We start from the raw sequence: 21,037 nt of genomic DNA, 5'->3' as shown, positions 1-21,037 counted from the left end.
GGCTAAAGCCGGTCCCACTAACAGCAGCGCTTGTGTTTAGTGGGACCGGCTTTAGCCGGGAAGCCGTTGCCGTTGCCGTTGCCGTTGCCGTTGATTTTGATCTTCAGACGCAGGAAGCCCAGACGACACCAAACGCGACTTGGGTGCAGGCTGAACGGAGGTTTCGCGGAGTGGGCCGAGCCGCATGGATGCGGCGAGAGCGCCGTCAGGACAGGGATGTCCGTTCGGCGCAGGCCCACGGAGCGGGACCGGAGTGAAGGTACTCCGACGAAGGAGGAGCCCAACCAGGAGCACAAGCCCTTAGTTACTTGGGGCTTTATCAAGTAACTCGCCGAAGGCGAAACAGTCTGCCCCCAGGCAGACGCTTGTGATCTTGATCTTAGAGATCTTGATCAGAGCGGCAGCGATACCCGAAACATCGACCCCGACCCTTCCTCGCTCTCGACACTGATCCGCCCGCCATGAGCGCTGACAATCTGATCGGAAATGAACAGCCCCAAACCAAGCCCCGCCACCGCATGACTGGCCGCGACCCGCTCGAACTGCTGAAAAATACGCTTCTGGTTTTCCGCGCTGATCCCGATCCCGTGATCGCGCACCTCCACCCGCGCCTCGCCAGCCTCGCTGTACACCCGCAACTCGATCGGCTTATGCGCGCCGTAGCGCAACGCGTTGGTCAACAAATTCGCCACCACCTGCTCGATGCGAAACTCATCCCATACCCCAATCACCGGCGTGTCAGCGTGAAGCGTCACCACACTGCCGGCGGCGGCGATCTGCGCGGAATAGCTTTCCACCAGATTGACCACCAGCTCCGACAAATCAAATGGACTGGTACGAATCGACAACTTGCCCGTACGAATCCGCGACACATCGAGCATGTCTTCGATCAGCCGTATCAGACTCTGGATCTGCCGCTCATCGCGATCCACCATGGCCCGGAGCTTTTCCATGGTGAACGCCGACGCGTTGTCCTTGGCCAGGTGCAACTTGCGCAGCTGGGTTTCGAGAATCAGGCCGTTGAGCGGCGTGCGCACCTCGTGGGAGACGATCGACATAAAGTCATCGCGCATGCGGATCGCACGCTCCAGCTCGCTCTGCGTCGATTTCAGCTCGCGCATCAGCGCTTCCTGCTCCGCGCGGCTGCGTTCGAGCTCTTCGAGCTGCTGCTTCAGGGCCTTGCGCTGGCGATACAAATCGACGAAGACGTTGACCTTGCTCTTCACCGCATGAATGTCGAGGGGCTTGTGCAGGAAATCCACGGCACCGCTTTCATAGCCCTTGAACGCGTAATTCAGCTCGCGCCCGGCGGCACTGACGAACACGATGGGAATGTTCTTGGTCTTCTCGGTGCTGCGCATCAGCTCGGCGAGTTCGAAGCCGTTCATCCCCGGCATCTGCACGTCGAGAATCGCCATCGCAAACTCGTGCTCGAGCAACAACGACAACGCCTCGTCTGCGGACAACGCCTTGAACACCTGACGGTCCTCGCGCTTGATCAGCGCTTCGAGGGCGAGCAGGTTCTCAGGCAGATCATCCACGATCAGCAGTTTGGCTTTGATTTCACTCAGCATGCAATTCGTTCCAGCTCGACAAGCAAGGACCCAATGTCGGGCAAAGGCAATAGAAAATCCGGCGTATGAAGGGCAAGCGCCGCTTCGGGCATGGCCCGCGCGAGCGCCTGGGCCGGGTCCTGGACCACGGTCAGACCACCGTACTCCTTGATTCGTGCCGTGCCGCGCGCGCCATCGCTGTTTGCACCGGTCAGCAACACGCCTGCCAGCCGTTCACCATAGGCGTCTGCAGCCGATTCGAACAGGATGTCGATGCTCGGGCGCGAATGATGCACCCGTTCCTCCTGACTCAAGGACAGACTGAAATCTTTCTCGATCGACAGGTGATAACTCGGCCCGGCGAAATACAGCGTGCCGGGCTTGATGGTTTCTTTATCGTCCGCTTCCTTGACCGGGATCGCCAGGTTCACGGCAAAAACCTCGGCCAACTGACTGCGACGCTGGTCCGGCACGTGGAGCACCGCGAGGATCGGCAAGCGAAAGCCTCTGGGCAGCGTACGGAAAATCTTCAGCAGCGCTTCGACACCACCGGCGGATGCGCCGACCACAATCGCGTCCACCGCCGGCAGCGCGGGCTGCTCCGGGGTGTTGCCGGGAAACGACGTTCTCATGATTTGCGGTAGATCCGCTCGTGTTTGACCAGAGGGTCGAACTGGTTTTTGTACCCGGAAAAGTCGAGGGTTTCCTTGCTGCCCAGCACGAGGAAGCCGCGGTGGCACAGGGACTCATGGAACAGCCCGAACGCGCGGTCCTGCAGCTTCTTGTTGAAATAGATCAGCACGTTTCGGCAGGAAATCAACTGGGTCTCGGAGAACACGCTGTCGGTTGCCAGGCTGTGGTCGGCAAAGGTCACGTTCTCACGCAGGGTCTTGTCGAAGATCGCGTAATCGTAGGCCGCAGTGTAGTACTCGGAAAACAGCCGCTTGCCGCCGGCTTTCAGGTAGTTCTCGTTGTAGCCGCGCATGTTTTCCATGGAGAAGATGCCCTGCTTGGCTTTCTCCAGGGAATGGGGATTGATGTCAGTGGCGTAGATGATCGTGCGTTCAAGCAGCCCTTCCTCGCGCAGCAGGATCGCCATCGAGTAGACCTCCTCCCCGGTGCTGCACCCGGCTATCCAGATTTTCACCGACGGGTAGGTCTTCAGCAACGGCACGACTTCTTCGCGGATGGCCAGGAAGTGCGTCGGGTCGCGGAACATCTCGCTGACCGGAATCGTCAGGAACTGCAGCAGCTGCATGAACGCCGAAGGGTCATGCAGCACGCGCTCCTGCAACGCGGAAATGGTCTTCAGTTCAAACTGACGCAACGCGTGGGTGACCCGTCGTTTCACCGACGCCCCCGAGTAATCGCGGAAATCGTAGCTGTACTTCAAGTAGATCGCTTCAATCAGCAAGCGCAACTCGATATCGGCGTCTCGTTCAGGCATCGGCAACACTCATGGTCGGGCAACGGGCGGTCAATTGATCCGATCCATTCAGATACGTTCCATCTTCGGCAGCCACACGCGAATCAGCGAAAACAGCCGGTCCAGATCGATCGGCTTGGCCAGATAGTCATTCGAACCCGCCTCCAGGCAGCGATCCTGGTCATCTTTCATGGCCTTGGCGGTCACGGCAATGATCGGCAGCTTGCGCCAGCGGGGGTTCTTGCGGATCTCGATGGTGGCTTCGTAGCCGTCCATTTCCGGCATCATCACGTCCATCAGCACCAGGTCGATGTCATCGACGGTATTGAGTTTCTCGATCGCTTCCAGTCCATTGCGCCCGACTTCGACGATCGCGCCCTTGTGCTCCAGCGCGCTGGTCAGGGCGAAGATGTTGCGCACGTCGTCGTCGACCACCAGAATCTTGCGCCCTTCGAACACGCGGTCGCGACTGCGCGCGGTCTTGAGCATCTTCTGGCGCTCGTTCGACAGCTGCGACTCGACCTTGTGCAGGAACAGCGTCACCTCATCGAGCAGGCGCTCCGGCGAGCGCGCACCTTTGATGATGATGGTGCGCGAGTACTTCAGCAGCTCGGCTTCTTCGTCCCGGGTCAGGTTGCGCCCGGTGTAGACGATGACCGGCGGGAAGGCGCAGATCTCGTCGGTGGACATGCGCTTGAGCAGCTCGTTGCCGAGCATGTCCGGCAGTTTCAGGTCGATGATCATGCAGTCGTAGGCGTTGTCGCGCAGCAGGTCGAGGGCATCCTGAGCGAACCCGACCGCGGTGATCTCGATGTCGTCGTCGCCGATCAAACGCGCGATGCTGTCACGCTGCAAAGCATCGTCTTCCACCAGCAGAATGCGTTTGACCTTCTGCGTCAGCTTCGCTTCGAGGCGGGCGAAGACGTCCTTGAGTTCCTCGCGGGTGGTCGGCTTCACGGCGTAGCCAATAGCGCCCATTTGCAGCGCGGCTTCCTGACGGTCTTCGACGGAAATCACGTGCACCGGGATGTGCCGGGTGCTCGGCAGCTCCTTCAGGCGTTGCAGCACCGTCAGGCCGGAATGGTCCGGCAGGCGCATGTCCAGCAGGACCGCATCCGGCACGAAAGTGGACGCCAGATCGAAGCCTTCGTCGGCGGCGTGGGCCACCAGGCAGTTGTAGCCCAGCTCATGGGCCAGGTCATAGAGGATCTGGGCAAAGCGGACTTCGTCTTCGATCACCAGAATGCAGCGTTTACTGAACGGGGCTTTTTCACGGTCATCGGCAAAACGCGGAATCGGCGCTGCGGGAGGTGCAGACCGGGCGGGAGTTGGCGTCGGTGGGGTGACGCGCGCCACAACGGGCGCAGGCTGCACGGCAACCACGGGCGCCTCGGCGTACTGCGAAGGCTCCTGCTCAACGTACTCTTCCGGCAGCACCAGGGTGAAAATACTGCCCTGCCCCGGCGCGCTGGTGACGCTGATCGAACCGCCAAGCAGGCGCGCCAGATCCCGGGAAATGGACAGCCCCAGGCCGGTGCCGCCGTAGCGGCGATTGGTCGTGCCATCGGCCTGACGGAACGCTTCGAAAATACTTTCCTGCTGCTCCTCGGCGATGCCGATGCCAGAGTCTCGAACGGTGAAGGCGACGCCTTCGCCGGGCTGCCGCGACACGGTCAGGCTGACCGCGCCGCTTTCGGTGAACTTGATCGCGTTGGACAGCAGGTTCTTGAGGATCTGCTCCAGGCGCTGGCGATCGGTGTACAGCGACACCGGCGTGCCCGACTGAATCTCCACCGAGAATTCCAGCTTCTTCTCGGCCGCCAGCGGTTCGAAGGTCATGCGCAGGCCGTCCACCAGACGGCTGACGCTGCTGTTTTCCGGACGCATGTCCAGCTTGCCGGCCTCAACCTTGGAAATATCCAAGATGTCGTTGATCAGGTTGAGCAAATCGTTGCCGGCCGAGTAGATCGATTCTGCGAACTTGACTTGCTCTTCGGAGAGGTTGTCCTGGGGGTTTTCCGCCAGCAGCTTGGCCAAAATCAGCGAGCTGTTGAGCGGCGTGCGCAGCTCGTGGGACATGTTGGCGAGGAATTCGGATTTGTATTTGCTGGAGCGCTGCAACTCGTCGGCGCGGGCTTCCAGCTCAATCTGGGCGATGTGCAATTCTTCGTTATTGCGGTCCAGGGCGTCACGCTGGTCAGCGAGTGCCTTGCCCTGCTCGGCCAACTGCTCGTTGGTCTGCTCAAGCTCCGCCTGCTGGGTTTCCAGGTGGGCCTGGGATTCCTTGAGGATCCGCGACTGCTCTTCCAGCTCTTCGTTGGCGGTGCGCAGTTCTTCCTGCTGCACCTGGAGCTCTTCGTTGAGCTGTTGGGTTTCGGCGAGCACTTCCTGCAAGCGCTGACGGTAGCGCGCCGCCTCGATGGATGTGCCGACGTTCTCGGCCACCAGTTCAAGGAATTCCAGGTCACGGGGGGTCAGCTCGCGAAGGAAGCCCAGTTCGATCACGCCGTTGACGTGGTCATCGTTACTGGTCGGCACCACCACGACGCTGCGCGGCGAACCTTCGCCCAGGCCGGAAGTGACTTTGAAGTAATCCTGAGGGACGTTGTCCAGGGTGATGATCTGATCCTGCTCTGCCGCCTTGCCGACCACCCCTTCACCGCTGTAGATCGACTGGTCGTGCTGCTCCTGCTCCCGGGAGAAACCATAGGAAGCGACGCGCACCAGACCGCCGTGCTCCTGGCGCACGTACACCGCGGCCACCACGGCGCCCAGGTATTGGGCGAAGAAATGCAGCACGTTGCGGCCCAGCAGATTGAGGGTGAGCTGGCCGATGACCTGCTCGGCCAGTTCGCTCTGACCGTTGCGCAGCCAGGCGACGTGGGACAAGCGATCCGCGTCCAGCTGTTGGGCCTTGAGGTTCGCGGCGTAGGTATTGGACAGCGTGGTCATGTCGCGACGGCCGACCCAGGCAAGGACCCCGCTGACGATCAGAATGAACGCTATGTACAGGGAGACCGACATCACCGTGGTGTGGGTCACGTCGGTGTTGCGTGTCAGTCGCAGCTGATGCTCAACGTTGGCTGCCAGTTCGTATTGGTCACGCATCTCGTCCGCCAGGCGCTTGCCGCGACGGTCCTTGATCGGCGTCTGGTAGTCGCCGCCGGTGCGCCGCAGGGTGATCATCTCCTGAGCAAACTCGTTCCACGATGATTGCAGCGCGGCCAGGCGCTTGAAGCGGTCGACCTGATCCGGGTTGTCGGCGACCAGCTCTTCAAGCCCCTGGAGCTCGCTCATGATGGCCGGTTTGGCGACTTCGTAGGGGTCAAGGAAACGCTCATCCCCGGTCAGCAGGAAGCCGCGCATCCCGGTTTCCATGTCCACCGAGAGCTTGAGCGAGCGATTGATATTGTTGATCACCCGGTCGGTGTGTTCGACCCACTGGATCGCCGACAACAAGTAGGAAATCAGAATGACAAAGAAGGCCGCACTCAGTACGCCGACGGCCAAAGGTAAACTGACGTTGCGGCTTAACAGTTTGCGGAAACGTTGCTCATCGACTGCAGAGTGGGTGATCATCGCAAGGGCTCAGGCGGATTCGTCTAAACGACGGAGTTTGCCGCAAATCGCGGCAAAAACTCCAGCATCTGACGTAGAAGGTTGAATTTTCTGACAATAGATAGAGAACAACCGGGCTCGCACTGTACATTTGAGTGCAATCCAAAAGCCACTACACTCAATTGAATCGTGTTGTTGCGGCGCGGAACTTGTCACAATTGCGCCCGCAGCGAAACGCTGTATACCCCCTATGCCGTGCGATGCGCTCCCTGCCTAATTAAGGAACTTTTCATGTCCGATTCACCCCGCACGATTCTGGTGGTCGAAGATGACAACATCGTCAGGATGTTGATTGTCGACGTCCTCGAGGAGCTTGAGTACACAGTGGTGGAAGCAGCCGACGCCGCCGAGGCGCTTGTGTTTCTGAACAACGCTGACCAGACCATCGATCTGATGATGACCGACCTGGGCCTGCCCGACATGAACGGTAAAGACCTCGCAAATCGGGCACGTGAGATTCGCCCCGACATCCCGGTGCTGTTCGCCAGTGGCTACGCGGATTCTGTTGATGTGCCGGAGGGCATGCACAATATCGGCAAGCCGTTTTCCATCGACCAGCTGCGTGACAAGGTGAAAGGCATCCTTGGCAACTGAGCATCTGACGCAGCGCCCCTCGATCCATGTGCTGATTATCGGCTACGTCTGGCCAGAGCCGCGATCGTCAGCGGCCAGCGGCCATGTCATGCAACTGATCGACTGTTTTCTCGAGCAGGGCTGGCAGATCACCTTCGCCAGCGCCGCCACCGAAGGCGAGCACAAGGCCGATCTCGCCGCATTGGGCATCACCGAAGTCGCCATCGCCCTCAATCACAGCAGCTTCGACGCCTTCATCAGTGAGCTGCAGCCCGACGTGGTGTTGTTCGACCAGTTCCTGATGGAAGAGCAATTCGGCTGGCGGGTGGAAAAACACTGCCCGAACGCCATCCGTCTGCTGGAGAGTTCCGACCTGCAGAGCCTGCGCCATGCCCGTCATCAGGCGGTCAAGGAACGGCTCGACGGCAAGCCAGATGCTGACCTGACTGACTATTTTCAGTCGTCACGGGATCAGCTGTTCACCCGGATGGCAACCACTGACCTGGCCCAGCGCGAGATCGCCGCTATCCACCGCAGTGACCTGAGCCTGATGGTGTCGGATGTCGAAATCGGCCTGCTGACCGAGCGGTTTTCAGTGCCCGCCGCCCAATTGCATTGGGTACCGCTGCTTGTGAGGGAGGTGCCAGATGGCGCTCGCTCCTTTGAAGAGCGGGCGCATTTCATCACCATCGGCAACTTCCGCCACGCGCCGAACTGGGATGCGGTGCTGTGGCTGAAAAACACCGTCTGGCCGCTGATCCGCGCGCAACTGCCTGCCGCTCAGCTTCATGTGTACGGCGCGTATACGCCGCCCAAGGCCGCAGCGCTGCATAACGCCGCCCAGGGGTTTCACATCATGAACTGGGCCGAAGACGCGCTGGAGGTGATGGGCGCGGCGCGGATTTCCCTTGCACCATTGCGATTCGGCGCGGGGATCAAGGGCAAGATCATCGACGCCATGGTCTGCGGCACGCCGACCGTCACCACGCCCATCGGTGCCGAAGCCATGCACGGCGAGCTGGCGTTTCCCGGCGCCGTGGCCTGCGATGCGCGGGGGCTGGCCGACGCGGCCGTCAGCCTCTACACCGATCAGGCGCGCTGGCAACAGGCGCAACGGGACGGCTGGCAACTGCTGCCGGCGCGCTTTGGCCATGATCGCCATTGCGCCGCGCTCATCGAACGCATCCTCGGGTTGCGTGACACGCTCCAGGCCCATCGCACGGCCAACTTCACCGGCGCCATGCTTCGCCACCATCAGCACAAGAGCACGCAATACATGTCGCAGTGGATCGAAGCCAAAAACAGAAACGCTTGAGGCATTGTGTCTAGCGGACGGCGCGGCGCAGCAGGTAGGTGTCCATGATCCAGCCCTTCTGCGCTCGCGCTGTTTCACGCGCCTGACGTATCTGCGCGCTGACATCATGCAGCGGGCCTGAAATAAGCATCTCGTCAGGGGTGCCCAGGTAAGCGCCCCAATAGATGTGCAGATCCTGATCGACGAACCGTTCGAAAGCGCAATGGGCGTCGAGCATCACCACGCTGTTGCCGATGTGCGCGCCCTGCTCCGCTGCTAGCTCCCGGCCGGTGGTAATGTGAATCGGCTCGCCAATGCGGTTCAGGCCGATGCGATGCCCGGCGGCCAGCGCCTGCACGCTGGTGATGCCGGGGATGACTTCATAGTCAAATGACTCGCGACCCCGGGCGAGCACCTGGTCGAGAATCCGCATCGTGCTGTCGTACAGCGCCGGGTCGCCCCACACCAGAAACGCCCCGGTCTGGCCCGCCTTTACTTCATCGGCAATCAACTGCTCGAACAGCACGGCGCGTTGCTCGTGCCAGTGTTCGATTCCGCTGCGGTAAGACGAAGAATCGCCCCTGCGCTTTGAATCGCTCACCTGCACCAGACGATAGTCATGCCCCTCGATATAGCGCTCGCAAATGTCCCGGCGTAACGCCAGCAGGTCGTCATTGGCGTAGCCCTTGTCGAGGATGAAAAACACCTGGGTGCGATTCAGCGCCTTGATGGCCTGAACGGTAATGTGCTCGGGATTGCCCGCGCCAATGCCAATCACAAGGATTTTTTTCATGGGGTGACGGTTCTCTGGAGACGTTCGCGGAAGGTGCTCGCAACGCCGCAGCTAAGCGGCATTGCGCGGACTTATTCGTGCAGCTCGCGCAACGCCGCTGTTGCCAGGAACCCCGAACGCGATCGGTAACGTTGATCGCTCCTGACGCGGGCATCGATGCGTTCCAGCAGCACTTCCGGCAACGTCGCATTGAACCGCACCGAGCGGCCAAAATACGGCGTCACGTCAAATTCGACCACAGCCCACACGCCTCCTTGATAGTCCGGGTTATTGATATGCGCGTCGATGTCCATCGGCTGCGGCAGCGCCTCGCCATCAGCGACCAGCCCTTCAAAGTGCAGCGCCAGGGCTTCTTTCACATTGTCCAGCGCCTGGCCAATGGTCGCGCCAGCGGAAAAACATCCCGAGATATCAGGCACGGTGACGCCGTACACCGAGTCGGGATCCTTGTGTAAAACGACGGGTAATTTCATGCTTTATCCTTCCGAGCTCATTCGCGTTGGGACATTCATTTGAGGCCGGCCTGTTTCAATATGCTGTGAACCGTCCCTTTTGGCAGGTCATCCTTGGGATGAGGAACCGTGACGCGTCCCTTTTTTAACGGGTGCTTGTATTGGCGATGACTGCCTTTGACCTCGACCACATACCAACCATCGTCCTCGACCATTCTGATCATGTCCCTGCTCCGCATCAGCCTATCCCTTTGTTGACTGATGTGGATAGTACACATCGAACTTTCATGCGCCACTTCGCGGAGAATTTTTTAAGCGACGGTATGTAACGTGGTCCCGAGGCGATCCTGCTCGCGGCCTCCCTGGCGGAAGACCTTCCCAATGACCCACTGCAGGCTTTTAGCCGGGAAAGCATCGGACGTCACACCGCAGGATTGATAGCGCTCAAACTGGCCTCTTCCCGGCTGAAGCCGGTCCTACCGAACACCGCGGTCACTTAGTGGGACTGGCTTTAGCCGGGAAAGCGTCGGACGTTACACCGCAGGATTGATGGTGCTCAGACTGGCCTCTTCCCGGCTAAAGCCCGGCCTGCGCGCCGCCAGTGAACTGGCACGGCCGGACGTGCTCGGCTTTAATCGCGCCGAAACGACGGTTTTCATGGGGTTACAGTTCTCAAATGGCGCCTGGATGGGTAGCTGGCGATAGTGACTGCCCGCACCCTCGTCGCCAGCATGGGGGTTTGACCTGATACCCATATAGGTATAGATTCCCCCATGACAAAAGGATTTGAAAAGCCGCTTTTCTGGGTGGCCAGCAGTCGAAAGGACCTTATGACCATGCCTGCCGATGTTCAAGAGGACATGGGATATGCGCTTTACCTCGCGCAGACCGGAAGCAAGCATTCCCATTGCAAACCGCTGAAGGGCTTTGGCCACGCCGGTGTGCTTGAGGTTGTAGAGGATTTTCATGGCAACACCTATCGCGCGGTTTACACATTGCGTTTCGGCGACGCGGTGTATGTGCTGCATTGTTTCCAGAAAAAATCGACTAAAAATATCAAGACGCCGCAAGCCGACATTGCTCTCATTAAAAATAGGCTGATGGCTGCCGAAGCCCATTGGACAGGACACAAACATGACTGAAATCGAACGCGGCACTGGCAATGTCTACAAAGACATTGGCGTCCCCAACCCGGAGGAGATGCTGGTCAAGGCTCAACTGGCCTCAGAGATCGGCAGCATTCTGAAGACCCGTCAATTAACCCAGATTCAAGCGGCGGAAATCCTCGGCATGCCGCAGCCCAAGGTGTCGGAGATGCTTCGCGGCAGGTTCAGAGGCATCAGCGAGACCAAAATGATTGATTGCCTGGCGCGCCTCGGGCGTGACGTGCAGATCGTGGTCAAACCTGCACCGACGTCGCGGAAGGAAGGCCGAGTTGAAGTGGTCTTCGTTTAACGCCCGCATCTGTATTCCGCCCGGCAAATAGTGCACATTATTCCCACGCCACTCTCCAGACCGGCACACGCATGACCAAAACAACAAGAGTCACCGAACCTTCCTACGAGCTGATGGACGACCACAATGGCCTGTCGATCATCTACCGTGAGCATGGTTTCCCCTGCCCGCTGGTGCGCTGGCATTTCCACAAGGAATACGAGCTGCACCTGATCGTTGCCAGCTCCGGCAAGGTCTTCGTCGGTGATTACATCGGCAATTTCTACCCTGAGACCCTGTTCCTCACCGGCCCCAATCTGCCGCACAACTGGATCAGCCAGATCGAGGAAGACGAGGTCGTGCCCAAGCGCGACATGCTGGTGAATTTCACCGAAGAGCTGCTTGAAAGCGGCAATCAGGTCTTCGCCGAACTCAAGACCCTGGCGCCACTGCTCGAGCGCGCCCGGTACGGCATCGAATTCCGCTGCAAGCGCACCCTCCGCCAGGCCACCAAATTGATGCAGAAAATCGCCGACACCACGGGCATGACCCGCCTGGGGCATTTCTTCATTCTGTTGGAATTGCTGGCGGCCAGTGATGATTTCCAGCTGTTGTCGGGCACCACCGCCTCGCAGCTGTCCGACGATCACGCCGTGGAACGCACCAACAAGGCCGTGGAATACATCTTCACCCACTACGCCCGCGAGTTGCCGCTGGAAGAAGTGGCAGAGTACCTGGGCATGAAGCCGACGTACTTTTCTCGGGTGTTCAAGCAGGCGACCGGGCGCTGCTTTGTCGAATTCGTCAATCGCCTGCGCATCAGCAAGTCCTGCGAACTGCTCGCCGACGGCGACCGGCCGGTGACGGATGTCTGCTTCGAGTCGGGTTTCAATAACATCTCCAACTTCAATCGGCGCTTCCAGAAGCTCAAAGGGATGACTCCCTCCCACTATCGCCGCCTCGCCGTACAGCGCCTGACCGAACAAAACCTGTACTGATTCGTTACCCGTTCGCACCCTTCAACTACGCTGGAACTGCCCCGCACCATGCGCGGGCGCAGTTCTACGACGTGGCCGGCTGAATTCCCGGTGCAAAAAAGTATCAGTTCAAGTGCGCCGCAGGATTTGTCAACCAGCGCGTACAAGGCTGTAATCAACTGACATTCTTCCTGGCCTCCGGAAGAAACAAAAACAATAACCAAGCTTCTGACGTCAGCATTGACGCAGAAGAGGAGTGATAAATGAAGACCTCTGCAAACGTTCTCCTTGCCGGTACCTGTCTGACCCTCCTGTCTCTCTGCACCACCGCCACAGCCGGTGAAGTCACCATCGCCACCGTCAACAACAGCGACATGATCCGCATGCAGCGGCTGTCCAAGACCTTCGAAGAACAGCACAAGGACATCAAGCTCAAGTGGGTCGTGCTGGAAGAGAACGTGCTGCGTCAGCGCCTGACCACCGACATCGCCACCAAGGGCGGCCAGTTCGACGTGTTGACCATCGGCATGTACGAAGCCTCACTCTGGGGCGCCAAGGGCTGGCTCAAGGAAATGAACGACCTGCCTGCGTCCTACGCGCTGGACGACGTGTTTCCTTCGGTACGCGATGGCTTGTCGGTTGATGGCAAACTCTTCGCCCTGCCGTTCTACGCAGAAAGCTCGATCACCTACTACCGTAAAGACCTGTTCAAGGCCGCCGGCCTGACCATGCCGGAGCGTCCGACCTGGACGCAGATCTCCGAATTCGCCGACAAACTCACCGACAAGTCCAAGGAACAGTACGGCATTTGCCTGCGCGGCAAGGCCGGCTGGGGCGAGAACATGGCGCTGATCACCACCATCGCCAACTCCTTTGGCGCGCGCTGGTTCGACGAACAATGGAAGCCGCAATTCGACCAGCCTGAATGGAAGAACGCGCTGACCTTCTACACCAACGTGATGAAGAAGGACGGCCCGCCCGGCGCTTCCAGCAACGGTTTCAACGAAAACCTCGCGCTGTTCAACAGCGGCAAATGCGCAATCTGGGTGGATGCCAGCGTCGCCGGCTCATTCGTCACCGACAAATCCCAGAGCAAAGTGGCTGACAGCGTGGGCTTTACCTACGCGCCGCATGAGGTGACCGACAAGGGCTCGGCGTGGCTGTACTCATGGGCACTGGCGATCCCGACCAGCGCGAAGAACGACAAGGACGCGCGCGCCTTCACCGAATGGGCCACGTCCAAAGAGTACGCCGCGCTGGTCGCCGAGAAAGACGGCGTGTCCAATGTGCCGCCAGGCACCCGCGCATCGACCTACACCGATGCCTACAAACAAGCCGCGCCGTTCGCCAATATCACCCTGGAATCCCTCAAGGCCGTCACGCCGAAAGCGCCGACCCTCAAGCCGGTGCCGTACGTGGGCATCCAGTTGGTAACCATCCCCGAGTTCCAGTCGATCGGCACCTCCGTCGGCCAACAGTTCTCGGCGGCACTGGTGGGCACCTCCAGCGTGGATCAGGCATTGACCAGCGCGCAAAGCGTGGCCGAGCGTGAAATGAAGCGCGCGGGTTACCCGAAAAAGGGCTGACACCCGCTGCTTTAAGGCGGCAGGCGCCGATTGCCTGCCGCCCACGTTCACGCTCACGCTTCTGCCGGCTCGGAGTCAACATGAACACCTCAACCCTCACCCCACGCACCGCTGCGGCCGATGACAAATCGTCCGTCAAAGGCAGCGTCACCAAGCCCGGCTGGTTTCTGGTCAGCCCTTCGGTGCTGTTGCTGCTGGTGTGGATGATCGTGCCGCTGGGCATGACCATCTACTTTTCGCTGATCCGCTACAACCTGCTCAACCCCGGCGAAAACGAATTCGTCGGGCTGGAGAACTTCGAATTCTTCGTCACCGACGCCGGCTTTCTGCCCGGCGCCATGAACACGCTGTTGCTGGTCGGTAGCGTGCTGGCCATCAGCGTGATCCTCGGCGTACTGATCTCGGCGCTGCTGGAGGCCAGTGAATTCCTCGGTCGCGGCATCGTCCGCGTGCTGCTGATTTCGCCGTTCTTCATCATGCCGACGGTCAGCGCGCTGATCTGGAAGAACCTGATTTTCCACCCGGTGTCCGGCATCCTCGCCTGGGTCTGGAAGCTGTTCGGCGCCCAGCCGGTGGACTGGCTGGCCAATTACCCGATGCTGTCGATCATCATCATTGTGTCGTGGCAGTGGCTGCCCTTCGCGATCCTGATTCTGATGACCGCCATGCAGTCCCTGGATCAGGAACAGAAAGAAGCGGCGCGTCTGGATGGTGCCGGCCCGATCGCGATCTTCTGGCACCTGACCCTGCCGCACCTGGCGCGCCCGATCGCCGTGGTGGTGATGATCGAAACGATCTTCCTGCTCTCGGTGTTTGCCGAAATCTTCACCACCACCAATGGCGGCCCGGGCTTCGCTTCGACCAATCTGGCGTACCTGATCTACAACCAGGCACTGCTGCAATTCGACGTGGGCATGGCATCGGCAGGCGGTTTGATTGCCGTCGTGATCGCCAACATTGCCGCAATCATCCTGGTACGGATGATCGGCAAAAACCTCACCGACAAGTCTTGAGGGCAAGGCCATGATGACGCTCAAACAATCCCGTCGCCTGCAAAGTGCCCTGCTCGGCACCTTGTCGTGGCTGATCGCGGCGCTGATTTTCTTCCCGATCTTCTGGATGGTCCTGACCAGCTTCAAGACCGAGATCGACGCCTTCGCCACGCCGCCGCAGTTCATTTTCACGCCGACCCTGGAAAACTACCTGCACATCCAGGAGCGCAGTGACTACTTCCACTTCGCCTGGAACTCGATCCTGATCTCCTTCAGCGCGACCATCCTGTGCCTGCTGATCGCGGTGCCGGCGGCCTACTCCATGGCGTTTTTCGAAACCAAGCGCACCAAGGGCACGCTGCTGTGGATGCTCTCCACCAAGATGCTGCCGCCGGTGGGCGTGCTGATGCCGATCTACCTGCTGGCCAAGACCTTTGGCCTGCTGGATTCGCGCATCGCGCTGATCGTGATCTACACGCTGATCAACCTGCCGATCGTGGTATGGATGATTTACACCTACTTCAAGGACATTCCCGGGGAGATTCTCGAAGCCTCGCGGCTGGACGGCGCCACCACGCGTCAGGAAATCTTTCGCGTGCTGATCCCGATCTGCAAGGGCGGGCTGGCCTCGACGGCGCTGCTGTCACTGATCCTGTGCTGGAACGAGGCGTTCTGGTCGCTGAACTTGACTTCATCGAATGCCGCGCCCCTGACTGCGCTGATCGCCTCGTATTCAAGCCCTGAAGGCTTGTTCTGGGCCAAGTTGTCGGCGGTGTCGACCCTGGCCTGCGCGCCGATCCTGATCTTCGGCTGGATCAGCCAGAAACAACTGGTTCGCGGTCTGTCGTTTGGTGCCGTGAAATAACCGAAACATGAGGGTTCCCACGCTCTGCGTGGTAACCAGCGACCGGACGCTCCGCGTCCAAAGCGCCGACGCAGAGCGTCAAGGGCGGCGTTACCACGCAGAGCATGGGAACGATCCCGCCGTTGATGATTTCGACATTTTGAAGAATAAAACTGGAGCCCATCATGGCTAACCTGACAATCAGAAATCTGCAAAAAGGCTTTGACGGCCACCAGATCATCAAAGGCATCGACCTGGACGTGAAGGATCGCGAATTCGTGGTCTTCGTCGGTCCGTCGGGCTGTGGCAAATCCACCCTGCTGCGCCTGATCGCCGGCCTGGAAGACGTCACCAGCGGCAGCATCGAGCTGGATGGCCGCGAGATCACTCAGGTGACGCCCGCCAAGCGCGACCTTGCGATGGTGTTTCAGACCTACGCCCTGTACCCGCACATGACCGTTGGCAAAAATCTGTCGTTCGCACTGGACCTGGCGGGCACACCCAAGGCCGAGGTCAAGAAAAAGGTCGATGAAGCCGCGCGTATCCTCGAGCTCGGCCCGTTGCTGGAGCGCAAGCCCAAGCAGCTGTCGGGCGGTCAGCGCCAACGGGTGGCGATCGGTCGCGCCATCGTGCGCAACCCGAAAATCTTCCTGTTCGATGAGCCCCTGTCCAACCTCGACGCCGCCCTGCGGGTGCAGACCCGACTGGAGCTGTCGCGCCTGCACAAAGAGCTGCAGGCAACGATGATCTACGTCACCCACGATCAGGTCGAAGCCATGACCCTGGCCGACAAGGTGGTCGTGCTCAACGGCGGTCGCGTCGAACAAGTCGGCTCGCCGCTGGAGCTGTACCACCACCCGGCCAACCTGTTCGTCGCGGGCTTTCTCGGCACGCCGAAAATGGGCTTCCTCAAGGGCATCATCAGCGGCGTCCAGGCCTCGGCCTGCGAAGTCACCCTGGACGCCGGGACGAAAGTGCTGCTGCCTTTCACCAACGCGCAACAGAGCGTCGGCGACTCAGTAACGCTGGGCATTCGTCCCGAGCACCTGGAGCTGGCCAACGAAGGCGATTGCCAGTTGACCGTCATCGCCGACGTCAGCGAACGCCTCGGCAGCGACACCTACTGCCACGTGCGCACCACTTCCGGCGAGCCGCTGACCATGCGGATTCGCGGTGACTTGGCCAGCCAGTACGGCGAAACCCTGAAACTGCACTTGAACAGCGCGCACTGCCACCTGTTCGACGCCCAGGGCCAGGTCATCCGCCGCGCGCTGCAGGCCGCTGCCTGAGTCATCGCCCATCACAGAATTCGGGAACACCGTCATGAAACTGAACAAGCAGAACCTCTCCAACCTGGGCGCCGGCATTGCCATCCCCGCCTACTCCCTCGATGAGCGCCGCCAAGGCATCGCGCACATCGGCGTCGGCGGTTTCCACCGCGCCCACCAGGCGTTTTACACCGATGCGCTGATGTCCCTCGGCGCCAATGAAGGCAGCGGCGAAGGCCTGGACTGGGCCATCTGCGGGGTCAGCCTGCGCGAAGAAGACCGCGGCAACTTCGAGGCGCTGAAGGGCCAGGACTTCCTCTACACGCTGTTCGAACTGGGCGACACCCCGGACACCGAAACCCGCGTGATCGGCGCCATGAGCCAGATGCTCATGTCCACCGACAGTGACCTGGCGCTGATCGACAAACTCGCCAGCGCCGACATTCGCATCGTCTCGCTGACCATCACCGAAGGCGGCTACTGCATCGACGACAGCACCGGCGAATTCATGAGCCACTTGCCGCAGATCCAGTACGACCTCGAACACCCCGCCACGCCAAAAACCGTGTTCGGTTACCTGTGCGCCGCCCTGACCCGCCGCCGCGCGGAAGGCACACCGGCGTTCACCCTGATGTCGTGCGATAACCTGCCGCACAACGGCGCCGTGACACGCAAGGCCCTGCTCGCCTTCGCCCAGCTGCGCGACCCGGAACTGCACGACTGGATCGCTGAAAACGTCAGCTTCCCCAACGCCATGGTTGACCGCATCACGCCGATGACAAGCACCGCCCACCGCCTGCAGCTGCATGACCAGAAAGGCATCGACGACGCCTGGCCGGTGGTCTGCGAACCCTTCGTGCAATGGGTGCTGGAAGACAAGTTCGTCAACGGCCGCCCGGCCTGGGAGAAGGTCGGCGTGCAGTTCACCGACGACGTGACCCCGTACGAAGAAATGAAAATCAAGTTGCTCAACGGCAGCCACCTGGCGCTGACCTATCTGGGCGCGCTGAAGGGCTATCGCTTCGTCCACGAAACCATGAATGACCCGTTGTTCGTCGACTACATCCGCACCTACATGGACCTGGACGTCACCCCGCAACTGGCGCCGGTGCCGGGCATCGATTTGACTGAGTACAAACAGACCCTGATCGACCGCTTTTCCAATCAGGCCATCGCCGATCAGTTGGAGCGGGTGTGCTCCGACGGCTCGTCGAAATTTCCGAAATTCACCGTGCCGACCATCAACCGTTTGATCCTCGACGGCGGCAACATGGACCGCGCCTCGCTGGTGGTCGCGGCCTGGGCGCTGTACCTGCAGGGCAACCGCACGGGCGATTTCACCGGCGAGAACGGCGTGCCGTACACCGTGGTCGACCCGCGCGCGGACTTCTGCAAGGCGCTGGTGGCCGATGACGTGCTGGTCACTCAGCGGCTGCTTGAAGTGGAAGAAATCTTCGGCGCGGCGATTCCCCAGTCTGCCGAGTTCGTGGCATCGTTCGAGCACAACCTGAACAGCCTGAAAGAACTGGGCGTCAGCAAAACCCTGGAAAACCTGTTGGCGAAAACCGTCTGAGGTGGAACATGTTTCTCGGCATCGATTGCGGCACCCAAGGCACCAAGGCGATTGTTCTGGATGCGGTCAGCGGCAAGGTTCTGGGCGAAGGCTCGGGTGCGCACCACATGATCAGTGGCGCCAACGGTCGCCGCGAACAGGATGTGCAGGAATGGCTCGACGCGTTCGAGCAGGCGACGGCGGCGGCGTTGCAACAGGCTGGGGTGTCCGGCGCGGACATCGAGGCCATCGGTGTGTCCGGGCAGCAACATGGCCTGGTCATGCTCGATGACTCAGGCCAGGTGCTGCGCCCGGCGAAGCTGTGGTGCGACACCGAATCCACCCCGGAAAATGATCGCCTGCTGGCGTATCTGGGCGGTGAAGCCGGTTCGCTGGAGCGCTTGGGTATCGCCATCGCGCCGGGCTACACGGTCTCCAAACTGCTGTGGAGCAAAGAGCAGTTTCCCGAACTGTTCGCCCGCATCGACAAGATCCTGCTGCCCCACGACTACCTCAATTACTGGCTGACCGGCCGCAGCTGCAGCGAGTTCGGCGATGCCTCGGGCACCGGTTATTTCAACGTGCGCACCCGCGAGTGGGACCTCGACATTCTTCAGCACATCGATCCCAGTGGCCGGCTGGTCAATGCTTTGCCGGAACTGATCGAGGCGCATCAGCCGGTGGGCACGATTCTTCCTGCCATCGCCCAGCGGCTGGGCCTCAATCCGAACGCCATCGTCTCCAGCGGCGGCGGCGACAACATGATGGGCGCGATCGGCACCGGGAATATCGCACCGGGCTCGATCACCATGAGCCTGGGGTCATCGGGCACGGTCTACGCCTTCGCCGACGCCGGCAACGTCAGCGCGCAGCCGTCAGTGGCGACCTTCTGTTCCTCGTCGGGCGGCTGGCTGCCGTTGATCTGCACCATGAACCTGACCAACGCCACCAGTGCCATTCGCGAGCTGTTCGCCCTGGACATCGGCGCCTTCAACGCGGCGGTCGCCTCCTCACCGATTGGCGCCCAGGGTGTGCTCGTGCTGCCGTTCCTCAACGGCGAACGCGTGCCCGCCCTGCCCCACGCCACCGGCAGCATTCTCGGGCTGGACAGCACCAACCTGACCCAGGCCAACCTGTGCCGCGCGGTGGTCGAGGGCACCACCTTCGGGCTGCGCTACGGTCTGGACCTGTTGCGTGACAGCGGCATTAAAAGCGATAACATCCGCCTGATCGGCGGCGGCGCTAAAAGCGCGATCTGGCGGCAGATCGTCGCCGACATCATGGACACGCCGGTCATCTGCACCACCGGCACCGAAGCGGCGGCACTGGGCGCAGCAATTCAGGCGGCGTGGTGTCATTCCCACGCCGATGCCGGGGGTGTCGGCGACGGCGAATCGCTGCAGGCGCTGACCGAGCGTTGCGTCAGCCTCGATCCGGCCAGCGAAACCCGGCCGGTTGCCGAACACGTTACGGCGTATCAGGCGGTTTATCAGCACTATCGCACTCAATTGCAGGGCCTCTGACGGACAGCCCCGTCGGCCTTTATGGAGCAACTATGTATCTGGTCTGTGGCGAAGCACTGTTCGACTTTTTCTGTCAGCCGGACAGCGGACAAAGCAACAAAGTGGGTTATCAGGCCATCGCCGGCGGTTCGCCGTTCAACGTCGCCGTGGGGCTGCGCCGGCTGGGCATCGATGCCGGGTTCTTTGCCGGCATCTCCAGTGATTACCTGGGCAAGCGCCTGTTGAAAGTGCTGGCTGAAGAAGGCGTGCGCGATGACTTTCTCGTGCACATCGACGCGCCGACTACGCTGTCGATGGTCGCCGTGGGTGCCGACGGTTCGCCGCAGTACAGTTTTCGCGGCGAAGGCTGTGCCGACCGGATGCTGAGCGTTGAGAGTCTGCCCACGCTGGACGACAGCGTGCGGGGCCTGCATGTGGGTTCGTTCTCGCTGGTGGTGCAGCCGATCGCCGACGCGCTGCTGACGCTGGTTCGGCGGGAAAGCGGCAAGCGGCTGATTACCTTCGATCCCAACGTGCGGCTGAATCCGGCGCCGAGCATCGAGCTGTGGCGCGGTCAGGTGGCGAAGTTTGCCGAGCACGCGCACATCATCAAGGTCAGTGATGAGGACCTGGAGCTGTTGTATCCGCAGAAGGACGCGGCGGCGGTGGCCGAGGGCTGGCTGAAGGACAATTGCCAGTGGGTGATCATGACCCGCGGGCGTGAGGGCGCGACGATATTCACGCGGGCGCTGGGTACGTGGTCGGTGGCGGCGCGCAAGGTGGAGACGGTGGATACGGTGGGTGCCGGTGATACGTTTCAGGCGGCGCTGATTGCGTTTCTGACGGAGCGGGGTCTGGATGCGCCAGCTGCTCTGGCGGGCGTGGACCGGGAGACGCTGACGAAGATGCTGGAGTTTGCGGTGGCGGCAGCGGCGGTGACCTGTACGCGGGAGGGGCCGGATTTGCCCTATCGGGCGGAAGTCGTTTAGCGCCGAGCACTCTTAAAAGCAAAATCAAGATCAAGGGCGTCTGCCTGGGGGCAGACTGTTTCGCCTTCGGCGAGTTACTTGGAAAAGCACCCCAAGTAACCAAGGGTGCTTGCTCCTGGTTGGGTTCCTCCTTCGTCGGAATACCCTCACTCCGACGACGCTCCGTGGGCCCGCGCCGAACGGA

General features: G+C 60.7%; 19 protein-coding genes. 12 read left to right on the top strand and 7 right to left on the bottom strand.

Going from position 1 to position 21,037, the window contains the following annotated elements:
* Positions 1-392 precede the first annotated feature (392 nt).
* From QMX88_RS23390 to QMX88_RS23375, 4 genes are read right to left on the bottom strand one after another with little or no spacing between them, the layout of a single operon-like run.
* The gene (locus QMX88_RS23390; protein ID WP_282372602.1) at positions 393-1,574 is read right to left on the bottom strand and encodes a hybrid sensor histidine kinase/response regulator; all 1,182 of its coding nucleotides are present in this window, start codon (positions 1,572-1,574) and stop codon (positions 393-395) included.
* Positions 1,568-2,185 carry a chemotaxis protein CheB gene (locus QMX88_RS23385; RefSeq protein ID WP_282372601.1) on the bottom strand — a complete coding sequence of 206 codons (618 nt, stop codon included), beginning with the start codon at positions 2,183-2,185 and terminating at the stop codon, positions 1,568-1,570. Before QMX88_RS23385 ends, QMX88_RS23390 begins: the two co-directional genes overlap by 7 nt.
* Complete coding sequence (locus QMX88_RS23380) at positions 2,182-3,000, bottom strand: CheR family methyltransferase (RefSeq protein WP_192172093.1); 819 nt, start codon at positions 2,998-3,000, stop codon at positions 2,182-2,184. Before QMX88_RS23380 ends, QMX88_RS23385 begins: the two co-directional genes overlap by 4 nt.
* A gap of 48 nt (positions 3,001-3,048) precedes the next feature.
* Positions 3,049-6,558, bottom strand: coding sequence for a response regulator (locus tag QMX88_RS23375; RefSeq protein ID WP_282372599.1), 3,510 nt, complete (start codon positions 6,556-6,558; stop codon positions 3,049-3,051).
* Positions 6,559-6,828: 270 nt separating this feature from the next.
* On the opposite strand from QMX88_RS23375, the gene QMX88_RS23370 reads away from it, so the two are divergent.
* The gene (locus QMX88_RS23370; protein WP_282372598.1) at positions 6,829-7,191 is read left to right on the top strand and encodes a response regulator; all 363 of its coding nucleotides are present in this window, start codon (positions 6,829-6,831) and stop codon (positions 7,189-7,191) included.
* A gap of 28 nt (positions 7,192-7,219) precedes the next feature.
* Positions 7,220-8,485, top strand: a complete 1,266-nt coding sequence (locus tag QMX88_RS23365) for a glycosyltransferase (RefSeq protein WP_442969490.1) — start codon at positions 7,220-7,222, stop codon at positions 8,483-8,485.
* Positions 8,486-8,495: 10 nt separating this feature from the next.
* Here the strand turns inward: QMX88_RS23365 and cobF are convergent, their stop codons facing one another.
* From cobF to QMX88_RS23350, 3 genes are all read right to left on the bottom strand, one after another.
* Positions 8,496-9,257, bottom strand: coding sequence for a precorrin-6A synthase (deacetylating) (gene cobF, locus QMX88_RS23360; protein ID WP_282372597.1), 762 nt, complete (start codon positions 9,255-9,257; stop codon positions 8,496-8,498).
* 71 nt (positions 9,258-9,328) lie between these two features.
* Complete coding sequence (locus QMX88_RS23355; RefSeq protein ID WP_192172097.1) at positions 9,329-9,730, bottom strand: type II toxin-antitoxin system HicB family antitoxin; 402 nt, start codon at positions 9,728-9,730, stop codon at positions 9,329-9,331.
* A gap of 35 nt (positions 9,731-9,765) precedes the next feature.
* On the bottom strand, positions 9,766-9,948 hold the full coding sequence (locus tag QMX88_RS23350; RefSeq protein ID WP_122534807.1) for a type II toxin-antitoxin system HicA family toxin: 183 nt from the start codon (positions 9,946-9,948) through the stop codon (positions 9,766-9,768).
* Between the two features lie 591 nt (positions 9,949-10,539).
* On the opposite strand from QMX88_RS23350, the gene QMX88_RS23345 reads away from it, so the two are divergent.
* The 10 genes from QMX88_RS23345 (at position 10,540) to QMX88_RS23300 (ending at position 20,853) form a co-directional block, all read left to right on the top strand.
* Entirely contained in the window at positions 10,540-10,851 is a 312-nt protein-coding gene (locus QMX88_RS23345; protein WP_282372603.1) for a type II toxin-antitoxin system RelE/ParE family toxin, read from the top strand.
* On the top strand, positions 10,844-11,164 hold the full coding sequence (locus tag QMX88_RS23340) for a helix-turn-helix domain-containing protein (RefSeq protein ID WP_282372596.1): 321 nt from the start codon (positions 10,844-10,846) through the stop codon (positions 11,162-11,164). The genes QMX88_RS23345 and QMX88_RS23340 overlap by 8 nt, the downstream gene beginning before the upstream one ends.
* A gap of 71 nt (positions 11,165-11,235) precedes the next feature.
* Positions 11,236-12,141: an AraC family transcriptional regulator gene (locus QMX88_RS23335; protein WP_192172099.1), complete on the top strand. Its 906-nt coding sequence runs from the start codon at positions 11,236-11,238 to the stop codon at positions 12,139-12,141.
* A 242-nt stretch (positions 12,142-12,383) separates the two neighbouring features.
* Entirely contained in the window at positions 12,384-13,706 is a 1,323-nt protein-coding gene (locus tag QMX88_RS23330) for an ABC transporter substrate-binding protein (protein WP_192172100.1), read from the top strand.
* 80 nt (positions 13,707-13,786) lie between these two features.
* The gene (locus QMX88_RS23325; RefSeq protein WP_192172101.1) at positions 13,787-14,719 is read left to right on the top strand and encodes a carbohydrate ABC transporter permease; all 933 of its coding nucleotides are present in this window, start codon (positions 13,787-13,789) and stop codon (positions 14,717-14,719) included.
* Between the two features lie 10 nt (positions 14,720-14,729).
* Positions 14,730-15,563 (top strand): carbohydrate ABC transporter permease, encoded by an 834-nt coding sequence (locus QMX88_RS23320; RefSeq protein WP_065991391.1) that lies wholly within the window; start codon positions 14,730-14,732, stop codon positions 15,561-15,563.
* Positions 15,564-15,727: 164 nt separating this feature from the next.
* Positions 15,728-16,831, top strand: coding sequence for an ABC transporter ATP-binding protein (locus QMX88_RS23315; protein ID WP_192172102.1), 1,104 nt, complete (start codon positions 15,728-15,730; stop codon positions 16,829-16,831).
* Positions 16,832-16,865: 34 nt separating this feature from the next.
* The gene (locus QMX88_RS23310) at positions 16,866-18,383 is read left to right on the top strand and encodes a mannitol dehydrogenase family protein (RefSeq protein WP_282372591.1); all 1,518 of its coding nucleotides are present in this window, start codon (positions 16,866-16,868) and stop codon (positions 18,381-18,383) included.
* A gap of 8 nt (positions 18,384-18,391) precedes the next feature.
* Positions 18,392-19,885 carry a xylulokinase gene (xylB, locus tag QMX88_RS23305; protein ID WP_282372589.1) on the top strand — a complete coding sequence of 498 codons (1,494 nt, stop codon included), beginning with the start codon at positions 18,392-18,394 and terminating at the stop codon, positions 19,883-19,885.
* Between the two features lie 32 nt (positions 19,886-19,917).
* Positions 19,918-20,853, top strand: a complete 936-nt coding sequence (locus tag QMX88_RS23300) for a carbohydrate kinase family protein (protein ID WP_282372588.1) — start codon at positions 19,918-19,920, stop codon at positions 20,851-20,853.
* The last annotated feature ends 184 nt before the right edge of the window (positions 20,854-21,037 follow it).

This window comes from Pseudomonas sp. PS02290, assembly GCF_029960075.1.
Classification (GTDB): Bacteria; Pseudomonadota; Gammaproteobacteria; order Pseudomonadales; family Pseudomonadaceae; genus Aquipseudomonas.
Note: the sequence above shows the minus strand (reverse complement) of the source record. Positions and strands in the feature narration are given on the sequence as shown.

Coding starts and splice junctions, on each gene's coding strand:
- QMX88_RS23340 (WP_282372596.1), top strand. CDS start 10,844: ATGACTGAAATCGAACGCGGCACTGGCAATGTCTACAAAGACATTGGC.
- QMX88_RS23320 (WP_065991391.1), top strand. CDS start 14,730: ATGATGACGCTCAAACAATCCCGTCGCCTGCAAAGTGCCCTGCTCGGC.
- QMX88_RS23310 (WP_282372591.1), top strand. CDS start 16,866: ATGAAACTGAACAAGCAGAACCTCTCCAACCTGGGCGCCGGCATTGCC.
- QMX88_RS23300 (WP_282372588.1), top strand. CDS start 19,918: ATGTATCTGGTCTGTGGCGAAGCACTGTTCGACTTTTTCTGTCAGCCG.
- QMX88_RS23325 (WP_192172101.1), top strand. CDS start 13,787: ATGAACACCTCAACCCTCACCCCACGCACCGCTGCGGCCGATGACAAA.
- QMX88_RS23380 (WP_192172093.1), bottom strand. CDS start 3,000: ATGCCTGAACGAGACGCCGATATCGAGTTGCGCTTGCTGATTGAAGCG.
- QMX88_RS23335 (WP_192172099.1), top strand. CDS start 11,236: ATGACCAAAACAACAAGAGTCACCGAACCTTCCTACGAGCTGATGGAC.
- cobF (WP_282372597.1), bottom strand. CDS start 9,257: ATGAAAAAAATCCTTGTGATTGGCATTGGCGCGGGCAATCCCGAGCAC.
- QMX88_RS23315 (WP_192172102.1), top strand. CDS start 15,728: ATGGCTAACCTGACAATCAGAAATCTGCAAAAAGGCTTTGACGGCCAC.
- QMX88_RS23370 (WP_282372598.1), top strand. CDS start 6,829: ATGTCCGATTCACCCCGCACGATTCTGGTGGTCGAAGATGACAACATC.
- QMX88_RS23330 (WP_192172100.1), top strand. CDS start 12,384: ATGAAGACCTCTGCAAACGTTCTCCTTGCCGGTACCTGTCTGACCCTC.
- xylB (WP_282372589.1), top strand. CDS start 18,392: ATGTTTCTCGGCATCGATTGCGGCACCCAAGGCACCAAGGCGATTGTT.
- QMX88_RS23390 (WP_282372602.1), bottom strand. CDS start 1,574: ATGCTGAGTGAAATCAAAGCCAAACTGCTGATCGTGGATGATCTGCCT.
- QMX88_RS23345 (WP_282372603.1), top strand. CDS start 10,540: ATGACCATGCCTGCCGATGTTCAAGAGGACATGGGATATGCGCTTTAC.
- QMX88_RS23385 (WP_282372601.1), bottom strand. CDS start 2,185: ATGAGAACGTCGTTTCCCGGCAACACCCCGGAGCAGCCCGCGCTGCCG.
- QMX88_RS23350 (WP_122534807.1), bottom strand. CDS start 9,948: ATGCGGAGCAGGGACATGATCAGAATGGTCGAGGACGATGGTTGGTAT.
- QMX88_RS23355 (WP_192172097.1), bottom strand. CDS start 9,730: ATGAAATTACCCGTCGTTTTACACAAGGATCCCGACTCGGTGTACGGC.
- QMX88_RS23375 (WP_282372599.1), bottom strand. CDS start 6,558: ATGATCACCCACTCTGCAGTCGATGAGCAACGTTTCCGCAAACTGTTA.